This window comes from Serpentinimonas raichei, assembly GCF_000828895.1.
Lineage (GTDB): Bacteria > Pseudomonadota > Gammaproteobacteria > Burkholderiales > Burkholderiaceae_C > Serpentinimonas > Serpentinimonas raichei.
In genome coordinates, this window is sequence record NZ_AP014568.1 from 206474 (window position 1) to 225331 (window position 18858).

16 protein-coding genes are annotated in these 18858 nt (G+C 62.7%); 9 read left to right on the forward strand and 7 right to left on the reverse strand.

What is annotated here, in order from left to right; translation table 11 throughout:
* Positions 1 to 27 precede the first annotated feature (27 nt).
* From rsmB to rplK, 7 genes are all read right to left on the reverse strand, one after another.
* A complete protein-coding gene (rsmB, locus tag SRAA_RS00965; RefSeq protein ID WP_045530425.1) occupies positions 28 to 1470 on the reverse strand; it encodes a 16S rRNA (cytosine(967)-C(5))-methyltransferase RsmB in 1443 nt (480 codons plus the stop codon).
* Entirely contained in the window at positions 1467 to 5678 is a 4212-nt protein-coding gene (gene rpoC / locus SRAA_RS00970) for a DNA-directed RNA polymerase subunit beta' (RefSeq protein WP_045530427.1), read from the reverse strand. Before rpoC ends, rsmB begins: the two co-directional genes overlap by 4 nt.
* Before the next feature lie 139 nt (positions 5679 to 5817).
* Positions 5818 to 9936: a DNA-directed RNA polymerase subunit beta gene (gene rpoB / locus SRAA_RS00975; RefSeq protein WP_045530429.1), complete on the reverse strand. Its 4119-nt coding sequence runs from the start codon at positions 9934 to 9936 to the stop codon at positions 5818 to 5820.
* A 166-nt stretch (positions 9937 to 10102) separates the two neighbouring features.
* A complete protein-coding gene (gene rplL, locus SRAA_RS00980) occupies positions 10103 to 10480 on the reverse strand; it encodes a 50S ribosomal protein L7/L12 (RefSeq protein WP_045530431.1) in 378 nt (125 codons plus the stop codon).
* A gap of 22 nt (positions 10481 to 10502) precedes the next feature.
* Positions 10503 to 11024 (reverse strand): 50S ribosomal protein L10, encoded by a 522-nt coding sequence (rplJ, locus tag SRAA_RS00985; protein ID WP_045533010.1) that lies wholly within the window; start codon positions 11022 to 11024, stop codon positions 10503 to 10505.
* Between the two features lie 295 nt (positions 11025 to 11319).
* Positions 11320 to 12015 carry a 50S ribosomal protein L1 gene (gene rplA / locus SRAA_RS00990; RefSeq protein WP_045530433.1) on the reverse strand — a complete coding sequence of 232 codons (696 nt, stop codon included), beginning with the start codon at positions 12013 to 12015 and terminating at the stop codon, positions 11320 to 11322.
* A 1-nt stretch (position 12016) separates the two neighbouring features.
* Complete coding sequence (gene rplK / locus SRAA_RS00995; protein ID WP_029461860.1) at positions 12017 to 12448, reverse strand: 50S ribosomal protein L11; 432 nt, start codon at positions 12446 to 12448, stop codon at positions 12017 to 12019.
* A gap of 297 nt (positions 12449 to 12745) precedes the next feature.
* Here rplK and SRAA_RS01000 point away from each other — a divergent pair, with 297 nt between their 5' ends.
* From SRAA_RS01000 to SRAA_RS01035, 9 genes are all read left to right on the forward strand, one after another.
* Positions 12746 to 13000 (forward strand): type II toxin-antitoxin system Phd/YefM family antitoxin, encoded by a 255-nt coding sequence (locus tag SRAA_RS01000; protein WP_045530435.1) that lies wholly within the window; start codon positions 12746 to 12748, stop codon positions 12998 to 13000.
* Positions 13001 to 13010: 10 nt separating this feature from the next.
* Positions 13011 to 13277 carry a Txe/YoeB family addiction module toxin gene (locus SRAA_RS01005; RefSeq protein ID WP_045530439.1) on the forward strand — a complete coding sequence of 89 codons (267 nt, stop codon included), beginning with the start codon at positions 13011 to 13013 and terminating at the stop codon, positions 13275 to 13277.
* A gap of 83 nt (positions 13278 to 13360) precedes the next feature.
* Positions 13361 to 14275, forward strand: coding sequence for a Wzz/FepE/Etk N-terminal domain-containing protein (locus tag SRAA_RS01010; protein ID WP_231849372.1), 915 nt, complete (start codon positions 13361 to 13363; stop codon positions 14273 to 14275).
* A 13-nt stretch (positions 14276 to 14288) separates the two neighbouring features.
* A complete protein-coding gene (locus SRAA_RS12375; RefSeq protein ID WP_144318674.1) occupies positions 14289 to 14558 on the forward strand; it encodes a hypothetical protein in 270 nt (89 codons plus the stop codon).
* Positions 14545 to 15039 carry a hypothetical protein gene (locus tag SRAA_RS12380; RefSeq protein WP_144318675.1) on the forward strand — a complete coding sequence of 165 codons (495 nt, stop codon included), beginning with the start codon at positions 14545 to 14547 and terminating at the stop codon, positions 15037 to 15039. The genes SRAA_RS12375 and SRAA_RS12380 overlap by 14 nt, the downstream gene beginning before the upstream one ends.
* Positions 15023 to 15562 carry a hypothetical protein gene (locus tag SRAA_RS11975; protein WP_052467431.1) on the forward strand — a complete coding sequence of 180 codons (540 nt, stop codon included), beginning with the start codon at positions 15023 to 15025 and terminating at the stop codon, positions 15560 to 15562. The genes SRAA_RS12380 and SRAA_RS11975 overlap by 17 nt, the downstream gene beginning before the upstream one ends.
* A gap of 198 nt (positions 15563 to 15760) precedes the next feature.
* Positions 15761 to 17128, forward strand: coding sequence for an IS1380 family transposase (locus SRAA_RS01025; protein ID WP_045530335.1), 1368 nt, complete (start codon positions 15761 to 15763; stop codon positions 17126 to 17128).
* A gap of 378 nt (positions 17129 to 17506) precedes the next feature.
* Complete coding sequence (locus tag SRAA_RS01030; protein WP_144318676.1) at positions 17507 to 18013, forward strand: type 2 periplasmic-binding domain-containing protein; 507 nt, start codon at positions 17507 to 17509, stop codon at positions 18011 to 18013.
* Between the two features lie 34 nt (positions 18014 to 18047).
* Positions 18048 to 18857, forward strand: coding sequence for an ABC transporter permease (locus SRAA_RS01035; RefSeq protein ID WP_045530447.1), 810 nt, complete (start codon positions 18048 to 18050; stop codon positions 18855 to 18857).
* Position 18858 lies beyond the last annotated feature (1 nt).

The following is an 18858-nucleotide window of genomic DNA, read 5'->3' on the forward strand; positions in this document are numbered from 1 at the left end:
CGCCACGCCGCTGCGCACCTGGCGGGCTCAGGCGTGCTTGCGCCACAGCGCATAAAAAAATCCATCGGTTTCACGCGCCAGATTGTCACCGATCACCCCCTCACCTTCCGAGGTTTGCTGCGCGCCACTTGTGGCACCCACGCTACAGCCCGGCAGCAACTGCCCCGGGGCCGGCAGGCGCTCGGCATCGGCGTGGCGCTGCGCGAAGGCCTGCACCCCGCGCTCGCCCTCGTCCACAAACACCGAACAGGTGGCGTACAGCAAATGCCCGCCCGGGCGCAACAGCGGCCACAGGGCTTGCAGCAGGCGCTGCTGCTGCGCCACCAGTTGCGCCACGTCGGTGGGGCGGCGCAGCCAGCGCACGTCCGGGTGGCGGCGCACGATGCCACTGGCGCTGCACGGGGCGTCGAGCAAGATGGCGTCGAAGGGCTGGCCGTCCCACCACGCAGCGGGTTGGGCGGCGTCGGCGCAGCGCAGCTCGGCCTGCAAGCCTAGGCGCTGCAGGTTTTGCTCGATGCGTGGGCAGCGTTCGGGGTCGAGCTCGAGTGCCAGCAGCTCGGCGTCGGCGCATTCGAGCAGGTGCGCGGTCTTGCCGCCGGGGGCGGCGCAGGCGTCGAGGATGCGCGGTCGATAGGCTGCCGTTGCCGCCGTTGCCACCCCGCCCGCCGGCTGGACCAAGCCCAAGCCACCCAGCAGCAGCGGCGCCGCCAGTTGCGCCGCACCGTCTTGCACCGACACCCAGCCCTGCGCCCAGCCCGGCAACTGCTGCACCGGCAGCGCCTGCGCCAGCAGCACGCCGTCCACGCCCCAAGCCTGTGCCGCGTGGCCGGCCTGCTGCAGGTGCTGCAAATAGTCGGCACGGCGGCAGCGGCGCCGGTTCACGCGCAGCACCATCGGCGCGGCGCGCTGGTTGGCGCTCAGTATGCCTTGCCAGTGCCCGGGGTGGTCGCGCTGCAGGAGCTCGATCCACCACAGCGGGTGGTTCCAGCGCGCCACCGGGTCGCGCAGCGCCTGCTCGCGCAAGGCGGCGCGCTCGCGCAAAAAACGGCGCAGGCAGGCGTTCACAAAACCGCGCAGCGCGGCCGGCAGCTGCAGCGGGCGCAGCGCCGCCACCGCCTGATCGACCAGGGTGTGGGCGGGGTAGAGCGGCCGCAGCCCGTGCGGCAGCCGCACGCCCTCAGCCGCTGGCGTCAAAGCGGCAGCCTCGGCTGCCTCGGCCGCCGCATCCAGCAAGCCCAGCGCGAGCTCGAGCAAAGCCGCCACCAGCGGCGCTGGCTCCTGGCGGCACAGCAACCGCCGCAGCGCCATCGACAAACCCCAATGGCGCAGCGCATCAAAAACCAGCGCCTGCACCCCCGGCCGCAAGGCCGCCGGCAGCGCCGGCAAGGTCTCGCTCAGCGAACGCCCGGCCGCCACCCCCGCCAGCAGGCGCGCCGCACCAGCCAATTGCTCGGCCAGCGCAGGTTTCACTCGGCGCTGCTGTCGCCGCCCGCGTCGGCCAAGCTGGTGGCCAACGCCACTGCATCGGCCTCAGCGATGGCACGGCGCTCTTCGTCGTCCATGCGCTCTTTGGCGTGGCGCGCTTTGTGGAAGGCCATGCCGGTGCCGGCTGGAATCAGGCGCCCGACGATCACGTTCTCTTTCAGGCCGCGCAGCTCGTCGCGCTTGCCCATGATGGCGGCTTCGGTGAGCACGCGCGTGGTTTCTTGGAACGAAGCGGCCGAGATGAAGGAATCGGTCGACAGCGAGGCCTTGGTGATGCCCAGCAGCACGTTGTTGTAGCTGGCCGGGGTCTTGCCGGCTTTGAGCAAGTCGTCGTTGGTGTTGAGGATTTCGGAGCGCTCGACCTGCTCGCCACCGATGTAGCCCGAGTCGCCCGGGTTGCTCACCACCACGCGGCGCAGCATCTGGCGCACGATCACCTCGATGTGCTTGTCGTTGATCTTCACCCCTTGCAGGCGGTACACGTCTTGCACCTCATCGACGATGTAGCGCGACAACTCCTCGATGCCCAGCAGGCGCAGGATGTCTTGCGGATCGGCCGGGCCGTCGACCACCGACTCGCCCTTGTTCACCACCTGGCCTTCGTGCACCACGATGTTTTTCTCTTTGGGCACCAGGTCTTCCCAGACCTTGCCATCCGGGTCGGTGATCTGCAGCCGCACCTTGCCCTTGGTTTCCTTGCCAAAGCTCACGGTGCCGGTGATTTCGGCCAAGATGCCTTTGTCTTTGGGCGTGCGCGCCTCGAACAGCTCGGCCACCCGCGGCAAACCGCCGGTGATGTCGCGCGTTTTCTGGCCCTCGACCGGAATGCGCGCCAGCACCTCGCCGGGGCCCACGTCCTGGCCGTCGCGCACCTGGATCAGGGCGCCCACTTGGAAGCCGATTGTCACCGAGTGGTCGGTGCCGGGGATTTTGACTTCGTTGCCGGCCACATCGATCAGCTTGACCTGCGGCCGCACCACCTTGGTGACGCCGCGCCGTTTGGGGTCGATCACCACCAGGGTGGACAAGCCGGTCACGTCATCGACCTGCTTGGCCACCGTCATGCCCTCGTGCACGTTCTCGAACTTCACCGTACCGGCAAATTCGGTGATGATGGGGCGCGTCAGCGGGTCCCAGTTGGCCAAAATGGTGCCGGCCTTGATGGCCTGGTCGGGCCGGATCGCCAGAATGGCGCCGTAGGGCACTTTGTGGCGCTCGCGCTCGCGCCCTTGTTCGTCGTGGATGATGATTTCGCCCGAGCGCGCGATCACCACCAGCTCGCCCTTGGTGTTGGTGACGTAGCGCATGGTGGCGTTGAAGCCCACGCTGCCGCTGGACTTGGCCTCCACGCTGGAAGCCACCGCGGCGCGCGACGCCGCACCGCCGATGTGGAAGGTGCGCATGGTGAGCTGGGTGCCCGGCTCGCCGATCGACTGCGCCGCGATCACGCCCACCGCTTCGCCGATGTTGACCGGGCCGCCACGGCCCAGATCGCGCCCGTAGCACTTGGCGCACAGGCCAAAGCGGGTTTCGCAAGTAAGCGCGGTGCGCACGCGCACTTCGTCGATGCCCAGGGCGTCGATCAGGTCGCAGCCGTCTTCATCGACGATCTGGCCAGCCGCAATCACCACCTGCTGGGTTTCGGGGTTGAGCACGTCATCCACCGTGGTGCGGCCCAGAATGCGGTCGCGCAGCGACTCGATCACCTCGCCGCCTTCGACGATGGCGCGCATCAGGGTGCCGTTGGCGGTGCCGCAATCGTCTTCGGTCACCACCAGGTCTTGCGTCACATCGACCAGGCGGCGCGTCAGGTAGCCCGAGTTGGCGGTTTTGAGCGCCGTGTCGGCCAGCCCCTTGCGCGCGCCGTGGGTCGAGATGAAGTACTGCAGCACGTTCAGCCCCTCACGGAAGTTGGCCGTGATCGGGGTTTCGATGATCGAGCCGTCGGGCTTGGCCATCAGGCCGCGCATGCCGGCCAACTGGCGAATCTGCGCCGCCGAGCCGCGCGCGCCCGAGTCGGCCATCATGTAGATCGAGTTGAAGGACTCCTGCTCCACCTCGTTGCCGTGGCGGTCGATGGTTTTTTCCTTTTTCAGGCGCTCCATCATGACCTTGGAGATGTCGTCGCCGGCCTTGCCCCAGATGTCCACTACCTTGTTGTAGCGCTCGCCCGAGGTCACCAGACCGGAGGCGTACTGCTGCGCGATCTCTTTGACCTCGCCTTCGGCACGGGCGATGATGGTGTGCTTCTCGGTCGGCACCAGCATGTCGTCGATGGCGATCGAGATGCCGGCGCGGGTGGCCAGCCTAAAGCCGTTTTGCAGCAGCTTGTCGGCGAACACCACCGTCTCTTTGAGGCCGCACTTGCGAAACGACGCGTTGATGAGCTTGGAGATTTCCTTCTTCTTGAGCGCCTTGTTGATGAGCTCGAAGGGCAGGCCCTTGGGCAAAATCTCGCTCAGCAGGGCACGGCCGACGGTGGTCTGCACCAGCTTGGTAACGGGCGTGAACTGACCGTCTTCCTTGTTTTTCAGGTATTCGGTCAGGCGCACCGACACCTTGGCCGTCAGCTCGGCCACGCCGGCGTCGAGTGCGCGCTGCACCTCGAGAATGTCGGCAAACACCATGCCCTCGCCCTTGCCGTTGATGCGCTCGCGGGTGGTGTAGTACAGGCCCAGCACCACGTCCTGCGAGGGCACGATGGAGGGCTCGCCGTTGGCCGGGAACAGCACGTTGTTGGACGACAACATGAGCGTGCGCGCTTCCATCTGCGCCTCGACCGACAGCGGAATGTGCACCGCCATTTGGTCGCCGTCGAAGTCGGCGTTGAAGGCCGAACACACCAGCGGGTGCAACTGGATCGCCTTGCCCTCGATCAGCAGCGGCTCAAAGGCTTGGATGCCGAGGCGGTGCAGCGTCGGGGCGCGGTTGAGCAGCACCGGGTGCTCGCGGATCACCTCTTCGAGGATGTCCCAGACCACCGGCGTGCCGGCTTCGACTTCTTTTTTGGCCGCCTTGATGGTGGTGGCGATGCCCATCTGCTCGAGGCGCGCAAAGATGAAGGGCTTGAACAATTCGAGTGCCATCAGCTTGGGCAGGCCGCACTGGTGCAGCTTGAGCGTGGGGCCGACGGTGATGACCGAGCGGCCCGAGTAATCGACCCGCTTGCCGAGCAAGTTTTGGCGGAAGCGCCCGCCCTTGCCCTTGATCATGTCGGCCAGCGACTTGAGGGCGCGCTTGTTGGCGCCGGTCATGGCCTTGCCGCGGCGGCCGTTGTCGAGCAGGCTGTCCACTGCCTCTTGCAGCATGCGCTTTTCATTGCGCGCGATGATCTCGGGCGCTTTGAGCTCGAGCAGGCGCTTGAGGCGGCTGTTGCGGTTGATCACACGCCGGTACAGGTCGTTGAGGTCGGAGGTGGCAAAGCGGCCGCCGTCGAGGGGAACGAGCGGGCGCAGGTCGGGCGGCAGCACCGGCAGCACGTCGAGCACCATCCACTCGGGTTTGATGCCCGATTTTTTGAACGCTTCCAGCACCTTGAGGCGCTTGGCGTTTTTCTTGACCTTGAGCTCGGAGCCGGTGAGGTCGTTGCGCAGGCGCTCGATCTCGCTGTCGATCTCGATGCTGCGCAGCAGCTCCTGGATGCCCTCGGCACCCATCTTGGCCACGAACTCGTCGCCGTACTCGCGCTCTTTGGCGTCGAAGTCGTCTTCGCTCATGATGGCGAATTTTTTTAGCGGCGTCATGCCCGGGTCCACCACCACGTAGGCTTCGAAATACAGCACGCGCTCGATGTCGCGCAGCGTCATGTCGAGCACCATCCCGAGGCGGCTCGGCAGGCTCTTTAGGAACCAGATGTGGGCGCAGGGCGCGGCTAGGTCGATGTGGCCCATGCGCTCGCGCCGCACCTTGGTCTGCGTGACTTCAACGCCGCACTTCTCGCAGATCACGCCGCGGTGCTTGAGGCGCTTGTACTTGCCGCACAGGCATTCGTAGTCTTTGATGGGCCCGAAGATCTTGGCGCAAAACAAGCCGTCGCGCTCGGGCTTGAAGGTGCGGTAGTTGATGGTCTCGGGTTTTTTGACTTCACCGAAAGACCAAGAACGGATTTTCTCGGGCGAGGCCAGCCCGATCTTGATGGCATCGAAATGCTCGTCGGGGGTGATCTGCTTGAACAGGTCGAGGAATGATTTCATGGCTACTCCTAAGGGTTGCGCGCAATAGACGGTGCCGAGATGAGGGGATCAAAGGCGCGCCAGGGTAGGCGCCCGAAAGTGCCGCATAGCAGCGCTATGCAAGCTTGCGGGCAACACCCCCTGGCGTGGCTTTGGCCCCTCATCCCCGTTCGAGTTCGATATCGATGCCTAGGGATCGAATCTCTTTGACCAGCACGTTGAAGGACTCGGGCATGCCCGCTTCGATCGAGTGCTCGCCCTTGACGATCGACTCATAGACCTTGGTGCGGCCCTGCACGTCGTCCGACTTGACGGTGAGCATCTCTTGCAGCACGTAGCTGGCGCCGTAGGCTTCGAGCGCCCAGACCTCCATCTCGCCGAAGCGCTGGCCGCCGAACTGGGCCTTGCCGCCCAGCGGCTGCTGCGTAACGAGCGAGTACGGGCCGGTGGAGCGCGCGTGCATCTTGTCATCGACCAAGTGGTGCAGCTTGAGGTAGTGCATGTAGCCCACGGTGGTGACGCGCTCGAAGGCGTCGCCGGTGCGGCCGTCGTAGAGCTGGGCCTGGGTGCGCGTGGGCGTGAGCGCCTTGGCCTTGGCCACGTCGTCTGGGTAGGCCAGCCGGAGCATGTCGAAAATCTCGGCTTCGCTGGCGCCGTCGAACACCGGCGAGGCAAAGGGCACGCCCTTGCTCAGTTCGCCCGCCATGGCGCGCACTTCCTCGTCGTTCAGGTCGGCCAGATTTTCCTGGCGCCCGGTGCGGTTGTAGATTTGCTCCAGCAACTGGCGGACTTCGGTGGCGGCGGCCTGGCGCTGCAGCATGTCGCCAATGCGCTGCCCCAGCCCCTTGGCGGCCCAGCCCAAGTGGACTTCGAGCACCTGCCCGATGTTCATGCGCGAAGGCACGCCCAGCGGGTTCAGCACGATGTCGACCGGGGTGCCGTCGGCCAGGTAGGGCATGTCTTCCACCGGGGTGATCTTGGAGACCACGCCCTTGTTGCCGTGGCGGCCGGCCATTTTGTCGCCCGGTTGCAGGCGGCGCTTGACGGCCAGATAGACCTTGACCATTTTGAGCACGCCCGCCGGCAGCTCGTCGCCCTGGGTCAGCTTCTTGCGCTTTTCTTCAAAAGCCAAGTCGAAGCTGTGGCGCGTGGCTTCCAGCGCGTTCTTGATCGATTCGAGCTGCGCCGCCACCTGCTCGTCAGCCGGGCGGATGTCGAACCAGTGGTATTTGTCCACCTCGGCCAGGTAGGCGCGCTCGATCGTGCTGCCCTTGGTCAGACGTTTCGGGCCGCCGTTGGCGGTTTTGCCCAGCAGCAGCTTTTCGATCCGGTCGTAGGCGTCGGCCTCGACGATGCGCAACTGGTCGTTCAGGTCGAGCCGGAAGCGCTTGAGCTCGTCGTCGATGATCTGCTGCGCCCGCTTATCGCGCACAATGCCTTCGCGGGTGAACACCTGCACATCGATCACCGTGCCTTGCGAGCCCTGGTCCACGCGCAGCGAGGTGTCTTTCACGTCCGAGGCTTTTTCGCCAAAAATGGCGCGCAGCAGCTTTTCTTCGGGCGTGAGCGTGGTTTCGCCCTTGGGCGTGACCTTGCCCACCAGCACATCACCGGGCAGCACCTCGGCCCCGACGTAGATGATGCCCGACTCATCCAGCCGGTTGATCTGCTGCTCGGCCAGGTTGGGGATGTCGCGTGTGATGTCTTCGGCGCCCAGCTTGGTGTCGCGCGCCATCACCACCAGTTCTTCGATGTGGATGCTGGTGTAGCGGTCTTCGGCCACCACGCGCTCGCTGATAAGGATCGAGTCCTCGAAGTTGTAGCCGTTCCAGGGCATGAAGGCGATCAGCATGTTCTGCCCGATCGAAATCTCACCCAGGTCGGTGGAGGCGCCGTCGGCGATCACCGCACCGACGTGGATCAGGTCGCCCTTTTTGACGATCGGGCGCTGGTGGATGTTGGTGTTCTGGTTCGAGCGCTGGTACTTGATCAGGTTGTAGATGTCCACCCCCACCTCACCGGCCAGCGCCTCGGCGTCGTTGACGCGCACCACGATGCGCGCCGCATCCACGTAATCGACCCGCCCGCCGCGCTTGGCCACCACCACGGTGCCCGAGTCGATGGCTGCCACGCGCTCGATGCCAGTGCCGACCAGCGGTTTTTCGGGCCGCAGCACGGGCACCGCCTGGCGCGACATGTTGGCGCCCATGAGGGCGCGGTTGGCGTCGTCGTGCTCCAGGAACGGCACCAGCGAGGCCGCCACCGAAACGATCTGCGCCGGCGACACGTCCATGTACTGCACCGTTTCGGGCGGGGTCAGGATGGATTCTCCCTTTTCGCGCGCGCTCACCAGTTCGTCCGTCAGGCGCCCGCTGGCGTCCAGCGCGGCGTTGGCCTGCGCGATCACGTACTTGCCTTCTTCGATCGCCGACAGGTAGTCGATCTGCTTCGTGACCTTGCAGTCGCTCACGCGCCGGTACGGGGTTTCGATGAAGCCGTACTCGTTCAGGCGCGCATACAGCGCCAGCGAGTTGATCAGCCCGATGTTGGGGCCTTCCGGGGTTTCAATCGGGCACACGCGGCCGTAGTGCGTCACGTGTACGTCGCGCACCTCAAAGCCGGCGCGTTCGCGCGTCAGGCCGCCTGGGCCCAGCGCCGAGACGCGGCGCTTGTGCGTGATCTCGGCCAGCGGGTTGGTCTGGTCCATGAACTGCGACAACTGCGAGGCGCCAAAGAACTCTTTGAGCGCGGCCGAAATCGGCTTGGAGTTGATCAGGTCGTGCGGCATCAGCGGCTCTTGCTCGGCTTGGCCGAGGCGCTCTTTCACCGCTTTCTCGATCCGCGCCAGCCCGGTGCGGTACTGGTTTTCGGCCAGCTCGCCCACGCAGCGCACGCGCCGGTTGCCGAGGTGGTCGATGTCATCCACTTCGCCCTTGCCGTTGCGCAAGTCCACCAGGATTTTGACCACGTCCAGGATGTCTTCGTTCGACAACACCATGGCGCCGGTGCTGCCGCCGCGCCCGACGCGGGCGTTGAACTTCATGCGCCCCACGCGCGAGAGGTCGTAGGTGTCCGGGTTGTAGAACAGGCGGTGAAACAGCGCCTGCACCGCGTCTTCGGTGGGCGGCTCGCCAGGGCGCATCATGCGGTAGATGGCCACGCGGGCTGAAAATTCGTCGGCGGTTTCGTCGCTGCGCAGGGTCTGGCTGATGTAGGGGCCCTGGTCCAGCTCGTTGGTAAAAATGCAAGCCAGTTCGGCAATGCCGGCGCTGCGCAGCTTTTTGAGCAGCGTTTCGGTGAGCTCATCGTTGGCGCGCGCCAGCAGCTCGCCGCTGTCGGGGTCGATCACGTTGCGCGCCACCACGCGCCCAAGCAGAAAATCTTCGGGCACGCTGATGTGGCTGACCTTGGCCTGTTCCAGCTCGCGCGTGTGGCGGGCGGTGATGCGCTTGTCCTTGGCCACCACCACCTTGCCGCTCGGGTCGGTCAGGTCAAAACGCGCCACCTCGCCGCGCAGGCGCTCGGTTACCAGCGCCATCTGGGCGCCGCTGTCCATCAGGCGGAAGTGGTCGTTGACGTAGAAGTTGGCCAGAATCTGCTCGGGATTGAGGCCGATGGCCTTGAGCAAAATCGTGACCGGCATCTTGCGCCGCCGATCGACGCGGAAAAACAGCAGGTCTTTGGGGTCGAACTCGAAATCGAGCCACGAGCCACGGTAGGGGATGATGCGTGCCGAAAACAGCAGCTTGCCCGAACTGTGCGTCTTGCCCTTGTCGTGCTCAAAAAACACGCCCGGCGAGCGGTGCAACTGCGACACGATCACGCGCTCGGTGCCGTTGACGATGAAAGAGCCCTTGTCGGTCATGAGCGGCACTTCGCCCATGTAAACCTCTTGCTCCTTCACCTCTTTCACCACCTTGGACTGGCTGGTGGAGGATTCGCGGTCGTAGATGATGAGCTGCACCCGCGCCCGCACCGCCGAGGCGAAGGTCAGGCCGCGGGTTTGGCACTCGCGCACATCAAAGGCCGGTTTGGCCAGGTTGTACTCGACGAACTTCATCTCCACGTAGCCGTTGTGCGACACGATCGGGAAGGCCGACTCGAAGGCCGCCTGCAAACCCTCTGGGGTGCGCCGTCGTGGGGCCGCGTCGGCTTGCAAAAATGCCGTGTAGGCATCCTTCTGCATTTGCAGCAGATAGGGGATTTCCAGCACGTTTTCGCGGCTGCCGAAGCTTTTGCGGATGCGTTTGCGTTCGGTGAATGAGTACGTTTGAGCCATGAGATCTCCGGGCTTGAGAAGACACAGGCAAAACCGCTAGGGCTGCGGCCTTGGCTGTGTGCTCTGGTGCTGGCGCTGGCTGCGGATGGTAAAAAACCCGCCACATCCAGCGCCAAAAGGCTGGCACGCCCGGTAAGGGGCGCACCAGCCTTTGAGGCAGAGCGGTTTATTTGAGCTCGGCCTTGGCACCGGCGTCTTCGAGCTTTTTCTTGGCGGCTTCGGCGTCGGCCTTGGGCATGGCTTCTTTCACCGTTTTGGGCGCGCCATCGACCAGGTCTTTGGCTTCTTTCAGGCCCAAGCCGGTGATTTCGCGCACCGCCTTGATCACCGACACCTTGTTGGCGCCGGTTTCTTTGAGCACCACGTCGAAGTCGGTTTTCTCTTCCACCACGGCGGCAGCGGCCGCGCCACCACCGGCAGCGGGGGCCGACATGGCGGCGGCGCTCACGCCAAATTTCTCTTCGATGGCTTTCACCAGCTCGTTGAGCTCCATGACCGTCATGCTGTCGAGCGCGGTCAGAAATGCGTCTTTATCGAATGCCATTTTCAAATTTCCTAACAAACGGTTATTGGGCTGCGGGCTCGGCGGCACTCAGGCTGCCAGCGCCACGCTGCTCGGCCAAGGCGGCCAGCACGCGCGCAGTGCGCGAAATCGGGGATTGCATCAAGCCCAGCAACTGCGCCAGCAACACCTCTTTGGGAGGGATGTTGGCAAGCTGCTTCACGCCATTGATGTCCAGGGCCTTGCCCGCAAACACGCCGCCACGAATCACCAACTTGTCGTTGGTTTTGGCGAAATCGGCCATCACTTTGGCAGCGGCCACGGCGTCTTGGGAAAAGCCATAGATCAGCGGCCCGGACATCTGGTCGGCACCTGCCTCAAAGCCGGTGCCAGCCACTGCGCGGCGTGCCAGGGTGTTCTTGAGAACCCCCACAAACACGCCCGCGCCGCGGGCTTTGACACGCAACTGGGTCAGGTCGGCCACCTTGATGCCACGGTATTCCGCCATCACGAGCGTTTGAGCTTTTGCTGCGAGCGCCGACACCTCATCGATGACGGCCTGCTTCTCACTGCGGTTCAAACTCAAGGTCAACTCCTAAAAATGCATGGTTGCGGGCTGGGTGCCCTTGGCCATGCGCCTCGTTGCAGCGACCAACCGTTGCAGGAAAAAACTTTTCCGTTCGCGGCGGGATCGCCATCTGCGCTGGCTTCATGCAAAAATTAAGCGCTCCGGGCCAACCCGGCTGCGCACCAGCGGTCTTGGATGGCTCTGGCCACGCATTGCGCGCCGCCAGACCCACCACCCTCGGCCACCGCAACCCCATAGGGGCGCACAGCAGCCGGGAATTTGTTGCCGATATCAAGCCCCCGATCAAGACCGATTAGGCTGTGATCGAAGGCACCTCGACCCGCACCCCGAGCCCCATCGTTGACGACACGGCCACCTTGCGCAGGAACTGGCCCTTGGACGAAGCCGGTTTGGCCTTGTTCAGGGCTTCGAGCAGCGCTTGCAGGTTGCCCAGCAGCTTGGCGTCGTCGAAAGAACGGCGGCCGATGGTGCCGTGGATGATGCCGGCTTTGTCAACCCGGAACTGCACCTGCCCGGCCTTGGCGTTTTTCACCGCCGTGGCCACGTCGGGCGTGACGGTGCCCACCTTGGGGTTGGGCATCAGGCCGCGCGGGCCCAAGATTTGGCCCAACTGGCCGACCACGCGCATGGCGTCGGGCGAGGCGATCACCACGTCAAAGTCCAGCTTGCCGGCTTTCACGTCGGCGGCCAGGTCTTCGAAGCCCACCACGTCGGCCCCGGCGGCACGCGCCTCATCGGCCTTGGCGCCTTGGGCGAACACCGCCACGCGCTTGGTCTTGCCGGTGCCATTGGGCAGCACCACGGCGCCGCGCACCACCTGGTCGGATTTTTTGGCATCCACACCCAGTTGCACCGCCACGTCGATGGATTCATCGAACTTGGCCGTGGCATGCTGCTTGACCATGGCCAGCGCCGAGGCGATGGGGTAGAGCTTGGTCGAATCGACCACGCCTTGCAGGGCTTTTTGTTTTTTGCTCAAGCGTGCCATGTTACACACCCTCCACAATCACGCCCATCGAGCGCGCCGAGCCCGCGATGGTCTTGATGGCGGCATCGATGCTGGCCGCGTTCATGTCTTTGATCTTGGTTTTGGCGATCTCTTCGAGCTGCGCCCGGGTGATCTTGCCCACTTTTTGCTTGTTCGGCACCGGCGAGCCTTTGTCGAGCTTGATCGATTTTTTGATCAGCGTCGTGGCCGGCGGGGTTTTGATGATGAAGGTAAAGCTCTTGTCGGCAAACGCGGTGATGACCACCGGCAGCGGCAAGCCCGGCTCCATGCCCTGGGTTTGGGCATTGAAGGCCTTGCAGAACTCCATGATGTTGAGCCCGCGCTGACCCAGCGCCGGACCAATCGGGGGGGAGGGGTTGGCCTTGCAAGCTGGCACCTGCAGCTTGATAAAGCCGACGATTTTTTTCGCCATGTAAAATTACTCCATCGAGTTCAAACGGCCCAGCACCCCACACAGGGCACCCAGCCTCCTCGCAACCTAGCCCAACTTTAGGCAAGCGCGCCACATGGGCAAACGCCAACCTGCTGGCAACGGGCCGTAAGCGCCAGCAGCCAAAGCAGCACCGCCCGCAAGCAGCTGTTTTTGGCAAAGAGCGGCATCATAGCATAAAAATAGGCGGCTGGTGGTGTGTGAGTCTGGTCGTGTCCGCTACCCTTCTGCCGAATCCGAGGTACAATGTTCTGTACGCAAAATCAACCGGAGCCTTCCATGCAAGTTCTGAGCTACAGCGAAGCGCGGGCCAATTTTGCGCACCTGCTTGACAAGGTCAACAACGACCATGCGCCCATTCTCATCACCCGCCAAGGGGGCAAGCCCGCCGTGTTGGTCAGCCTAGACGACTTCAACGCATGGCAGGAAACGGCCTACCTGATGAACTCGCCCGCCAACCGCCGCATGCTGCGCCAGTCCATGGACGAACTGGACGTGGGTGGTGGCACCGATCAAACCTTGCTGGAGCCTTGAGCCCGGACGCATGCAGCCAAGCCTACGCTTTTCGTCCAGCGCTTGGGCGCATTACACATACTGGATGGTGCAGGACAAGGCCACCCTGCGCCGCATTAACACCCTGATCGCCGATGCCATGCGCAACCCCTACGAGGGCATCGGCAAACCCGAGCCGCTCAAACACGAGTTCAGCGGTTGGTGGTCGCGCCGCATCGATCAGGAGCACCGCATGGTTTATCGCTTGCGTGAGCAGACGCTGGAAATTGCGGCGCTGCGTTACCACTACGGCGAGTAAAGCCTCACAGCTCGGCCTTGGCTAGCGCTTATAATCCCCCTTGGCGCAAGCCCCTCAAACCCCACCCAGCGCGCTTGCCGATCGTGACACGGCATGGCGGTAGCGTGGGCGATCCTCGACCTTGGCCCAGCGGCCTTGCGTACACGCCGAGCACATCCCCCCATATGAACCCAAATGAGATGACCGGCCCAGCCGACGACGAAATCAGCCTGCTTGAACTGTGGCAGATTTTGGTTGGCCGCAAGTGGTTGATATTGATAAGTTTTGCAGCCTGCGTTGGCGCTGGTGCCGCGTACGCTTTCTTAAAAGCGCCGGTTTATGAAGCCAGCGTGTTGCTGCGGGTGGGTCAATTCAGTACAAATGCCGGGCAGCCTGTTCTGCTAGAGAGCATGAATGAGCTGTCGAGCCGAGTCACGATCGCACACGGCGCAAGCATCGCAGAAGGAGTCAAACGGCCGCGGCCGTTTATCACCGAAGCGGTGGTGCAAAGGGGTTCTACCACCACGCTGCAGCTCACCGCCGAGGCCGATACGCCAGAGCAGGCTGCACAGTTTCTGCAAGGGGTGGTAGCCGAGGTCAAGCGCGCACACGCCGCAGACTTTCAAGACAACGTCGCCCTAATCAACGAGCGCCTCCGCACCCTGGTTGAGCGTCGCAGTGCGCTGCAAAAGCAGTACGACGAGATCACCCAGCTCATCGAGCAGCTCAAGGAGCGCAACCCGGTGCAGGCTTCGCTGGTGATGATGGAGCGCGGCCCACTGAGCAACACCATCAACGAGCTCGACGCCGAACGCCTGCGCCTGTCGCAGCAGCTAGGGCCGCTGCAAAGCCGCCCCACTGTGCTCTTGGGCGAAATCGTGGCCCCTACTCAAGCCTCAGAGCCCAAAAAGGCACTGGTGCTGGCCATAGCGGCTCTGCTGGGGCTAATGGGCGGCGTCATGCTTGCCTTTGGGCTGGAGTTTGTGGCCAAGGCCAAGGCCAGCAAACCCAAGGCCTGAACCCCTGGTTTTCATGATCGTTCCTGGACAATTGGCCTCCCTGCGCGCGCTCTGGCGCGTGCTCACCCCAAGGCGGCGGCGCCAGTTTGCGCTGCTGCAAGATTTCACCTTCCAGCAGGCCATGTATAAACTCATGACCAAGCAGTACGAAATGGCCCGGGTTGATGAAGCGCGCGAAGCTGCCGTGCTTCTTTCAGGCACCAATCGGCTAAACCATAGCCCACTCACCCCGCCCTTCACCCGAAGGGAGGGTATCAACGGAGAAGATAGTGGAAGACGCTGAGAAAACTGAGCTGGATGAGTTTTTGGCACGCACCCAAGCGCTTCTTGCGGATTGCGAAGAATGGAGCGTTGGGCTGGGCCTGAGAGTGACGCACGGTGAGACGGCAATCAATGAAGAACGCCACGGCCCCTATCGAGCACCAACCTTGATACTCGACGACAGCCACGGCAAGCGCATGGCCCAAATCGTGCCCTTTGGTGCTTCCATATTGGGTGCCTGGGGGCGTGTTGATGTCGTTAGTGAATATAGCAAGCAAGAAAAAATCGTATATCTGAGTGCGGGCGGGCCGGTGATCGGCACCCGCATTCAGGCAGTAGAGAACGGCCCGGTCGAACAAAGCAGCCACACGATGTTGCGTGGGGTGGAGGGCGAAGGGTGGTATTGGGTCTCGCCTTTTCCCTTGCGCCGCGCCTATCCGTTGACACGCGAGGTATTCGTCGATTTGCTAGGGGCGGTAAGCGGTCATGACTTCCAGCTTTGATGAGCGAATGCGCTCGGTCTGGACGTGGCAACGCACTGCTGCGCGTGCGCTCGATTTGTTTGAGCGCGAGGTTAGCGAACAGCCAAATCGACACCTGGATACCCGCTGGGCTACGACAGAACAAGAGCTTTTGGGACAGATTGGGCACTGCCGCAGCGAACTTGAAAATTTTGCACTGCTGTCGCATTGGGCTATTTTCGAAGAGTTCGTCAATGATTGGTTGATTCGCCGCACGCATTGGGCAGGGGTCTCGTTAGAAAGCGACGACCGTGTTCGTAAAGGACTTTCCCGGCGCATTCAGCACTGGGGTTTTGAAGAAAAGCTCATAGCCCTAAAGCCGATATTGGGTGATAAATTGGCAATGGAGTTGAATGCACTGCGACGTTGGCGCGATTGGGTGGCGCACCGCAAGCAAGAATCTCGCCCCGAGTCGCTTGATTTTGATCAGGCGCAAAGTCTGATGATCGCTGCTTTAACTCGACTCGAATTGATGCCTGTAAATGCCGCCGAGGTTCTGCTGTGACACGTCTTTCAGCCCCAGCTCAATGTCTGGTTGCTCGATCAAGGGCAGTTCAGTCTCGAGTACCTGCTCGACTTGCAGCGCGTCATGGCGGCTCTGTTTCTCCTGAATCCGTGACCCCGCACCAAAAATACTGCTGATTCCCTATTGAAATCAACATTCTAGACCCCAAGTGGGCTTCACCCTGAAGGTGAAGCCCCCATGCCCGATTTTGTCATCAAACAACTGCCCTACGACTTGAGCCAGCACGCTGGCTTGGCCCTGATTGGCAAGTACCTCAAGCGCATCAATCTCAACGCCTTGGTCGACCCCGCTTACCCCGTGCGCAGCGGCATCGCCAATAGCGACATCCTCAAGAGCTACCTGGGCCTGCTGTGTCTGGGCAAGAACGATTTTGATGCCATCGAAGGCCAGCGCCAAGACACTTTCTTCACCCGCGCCTTGGGCTTGCGATCGGTGCCCTCGTCGCCCACCCTGCGCCAGCGCTTGGACACCCACGCGCCAGCTTGGTTTGACTTGATCGATGACATCAACACCGCGGTTTTGAGCCTCAAGCTCGAGGGCCAGCCCATCGACTTCGGGGCGCTGCCCTGTGCTTATGTGCCACTGGACATCGACACCTTCGCCATGGACCAAAGCGGCACGGCCAAGGAGCATGTGGGGCGCACCTATGCGGGAGTGGACGGCTACTGCCCGCTGGTGGCCTACTTGGGCACCCAAGGCTTTTGCCTGGAGTTTGCCCTGCGCCCGGGCACCCAGCACTCGGCCAGCGAGACCGAATACAACATCGAGCGGCTGCTGCCGCTGGCGGCCAAAGTCACGGCAGCGGCCCAGCCGCCCTTGCTGCTGCGGGCCGACTCGGGCTTTGATTCGGCCAAGCTGATGTGTGCCATCGCCCGACAAGCCAAAGCCCTGCAGCGCGAGGTCGCGTGGCTCATCAAGTGGAACCCGCGCAGCACGCCGGTAGAGACCATCGCCCAGGCACGGGTAGCCGATGCCAACACCGCTTGGACGGTATTGCGCCCCGGTAAACGCCAGTGCCTGTGGGAGCAAAGCGTGGCCATCAGAGACGGTAACGAGAGCCTCAAAGCACGCCGCGTGTACCGCCTGACCGAGCGCACCGTTGACAAACGGGGCCAGCAGATGCTGTTGCCCGAGTATGTGCTGGAAGGCTGGAGCACCACCTTGCCTGAGTCGTTCACGCCCGAGCAGGTCATTGCCTTGTACGCCGAGCACGGCACGCATGAGCAGTTTCACTCGGAGTTCAAAACCGACATGGATCTGACCCGGCTGCCCTCGGGCAAGTTCGACACCAACTACGTGGTGTGCGCGCTGGCGGCCGTGGCGATGAACCTGCTGCGCTTGGTTGGCCAGCACACGCTGCACGGGCCCGATGCACCGGTGCGCCACAGCGCGCAGCGCCGTCGCATCCGCACGGTGATACAGGAGTTGATGTTCAAGGCCGCCCGCATGGTGGACCATGCCCGCCAGTGGGTGTTGGGCTTGGGGGCCAACGACAGGGCCTTTGCGGTGTTTGAGCGCCACTGGCGCGCGCTTGACGCGCTGTAGCGGCCAAGCGCAAAGCCCCAGCCGCTGCCGACCAGCACCCGAAGAAAGATCAGCCAATTGGGAGGCTCCCAAGGATGGGGGCTGCGCGCTTGCAGGNAAAAACAGCCAATTGGGAGGCTCCCAAGGATGGGGGCTGCGCGCTTGCAGGCAAAAACACCCATACGGCCTTGTTCAACGCATCCGTTCCCATGCTTTGATAGCGCATGGGCGCGCAAACACGCTCGGCTTGGGCCAAATTTGAGAAATCCAGAGCGGAATTCATGTCTAAAAGCGGATTCGGCTTGGGTTAGAGTTTGGCTGCTAATGGGGTCACGGATTCAGGTTAGAGTTTGGCTGCTAATGGGGTCACGGATTCAGGTCGTGGTCACTTGGAACCCCTTGTTGGCTGAAGTTGCGGCCACACCAAAAGTCAGCATGCTGTTTGATTCCAGCAAGATCCCCGGCGAAATCATTGATTTGCTGGTGGTCAACAGCAAGACCCTAGTTGAGAACCCCGACTTCGGCAAGGCCTTGGTGGGCGCCTGGTACGAAGTGATGGCTATCATGAGCAGCAACACGCCGCAGGGTATCGCCGCTCGCACCCAAATGGCAGAAGCCTCGGGTACCGACCTGAAGGGTTTTGAAGCCCAGTTGGCCACAACCAAAATGTTTTACACCGCCAAAGACGCCAATGCATTTTCCGTCAACAAGGAACTGCCCGCCACCATGACTAAGGTGTCGCAGTTCAGTTTCAAGCATGGCCTGCTGGGCGAAGGTGCGCGCAGCGCCGAATCAATCGGAATGCAGTTTGCTAACACCCAGACGGGCAACGCCATGAACGTGAAGCTGCGCTTTGATCCCACCTTCATGAAGATGGCCGCAGACGGCCTGATCAAGCCAGCCTGAGTCCACCGATTTTCAAACCCAAGGGGGGCTCTTCATGCGCCTGATCAACCGCCTTCCCAGCTCCGGTCTTAGGATCGGACTGATGTGGCTGCCGTTCCTGCTCGCGTTGATCGTCTATGTGATTGCGTCAGACGCCAGATTAGCGGACAACCCGGACGACAAGCTGCTGCCCAGCCTTGCCCAGATGGCCGATGCCATGCAGCGCTACGCGCTACAGGAAGATGCACGGACTGGAAACTGGCTGTTCTGGACCGATACCTTGGCCAGCCTTCAGCGATTGATCTTGGGCATGTTGATCGCTACCGTGGTAGCGCTCGTGATGGGCATATGCCTAGGTGCCATTCCGCTGGTTAGCGCAACGTTTTCGCCTGCAGTGGCGGTGATTTCGATGATTCCGCCCCTAGCCATTCTGCCTGTGCTGTTCATCGTATTTGGTCTAGGGGAGCTGTCCAAGGTGATGTTGATCGTGATCGGCATCGCCCCGGTGATGACGCGAGACTTGGAGCAAAGGGCGAGGGAGATTCCTCTAGAGTGGTTGATCAAGGCGCAGACCCTAGGGGCCAACACCTGGACCTTGATCTTGCGCGTCATTCTGCCGCACTTGATGCCCCGTTTGTTGATTGCACTGAGGCTGGCATTGGGATCGGCGTGGTTGTTTCTGATCGCTGCCGAGTCCATCGCCTCCACCGAAGGGCTGGGTTTCCGCATCTTTCTGGTCCGGCGTTTCTTGGCCATGGATGTGATCCTCCCCTACGTGGCTTGGATCACGCTACTGGCTTGGCTCATGGATCAGTCACTCAAGAAACTCACCAGTGCCCTGTTCCCCTGGCACGAAGGGCGCTAAT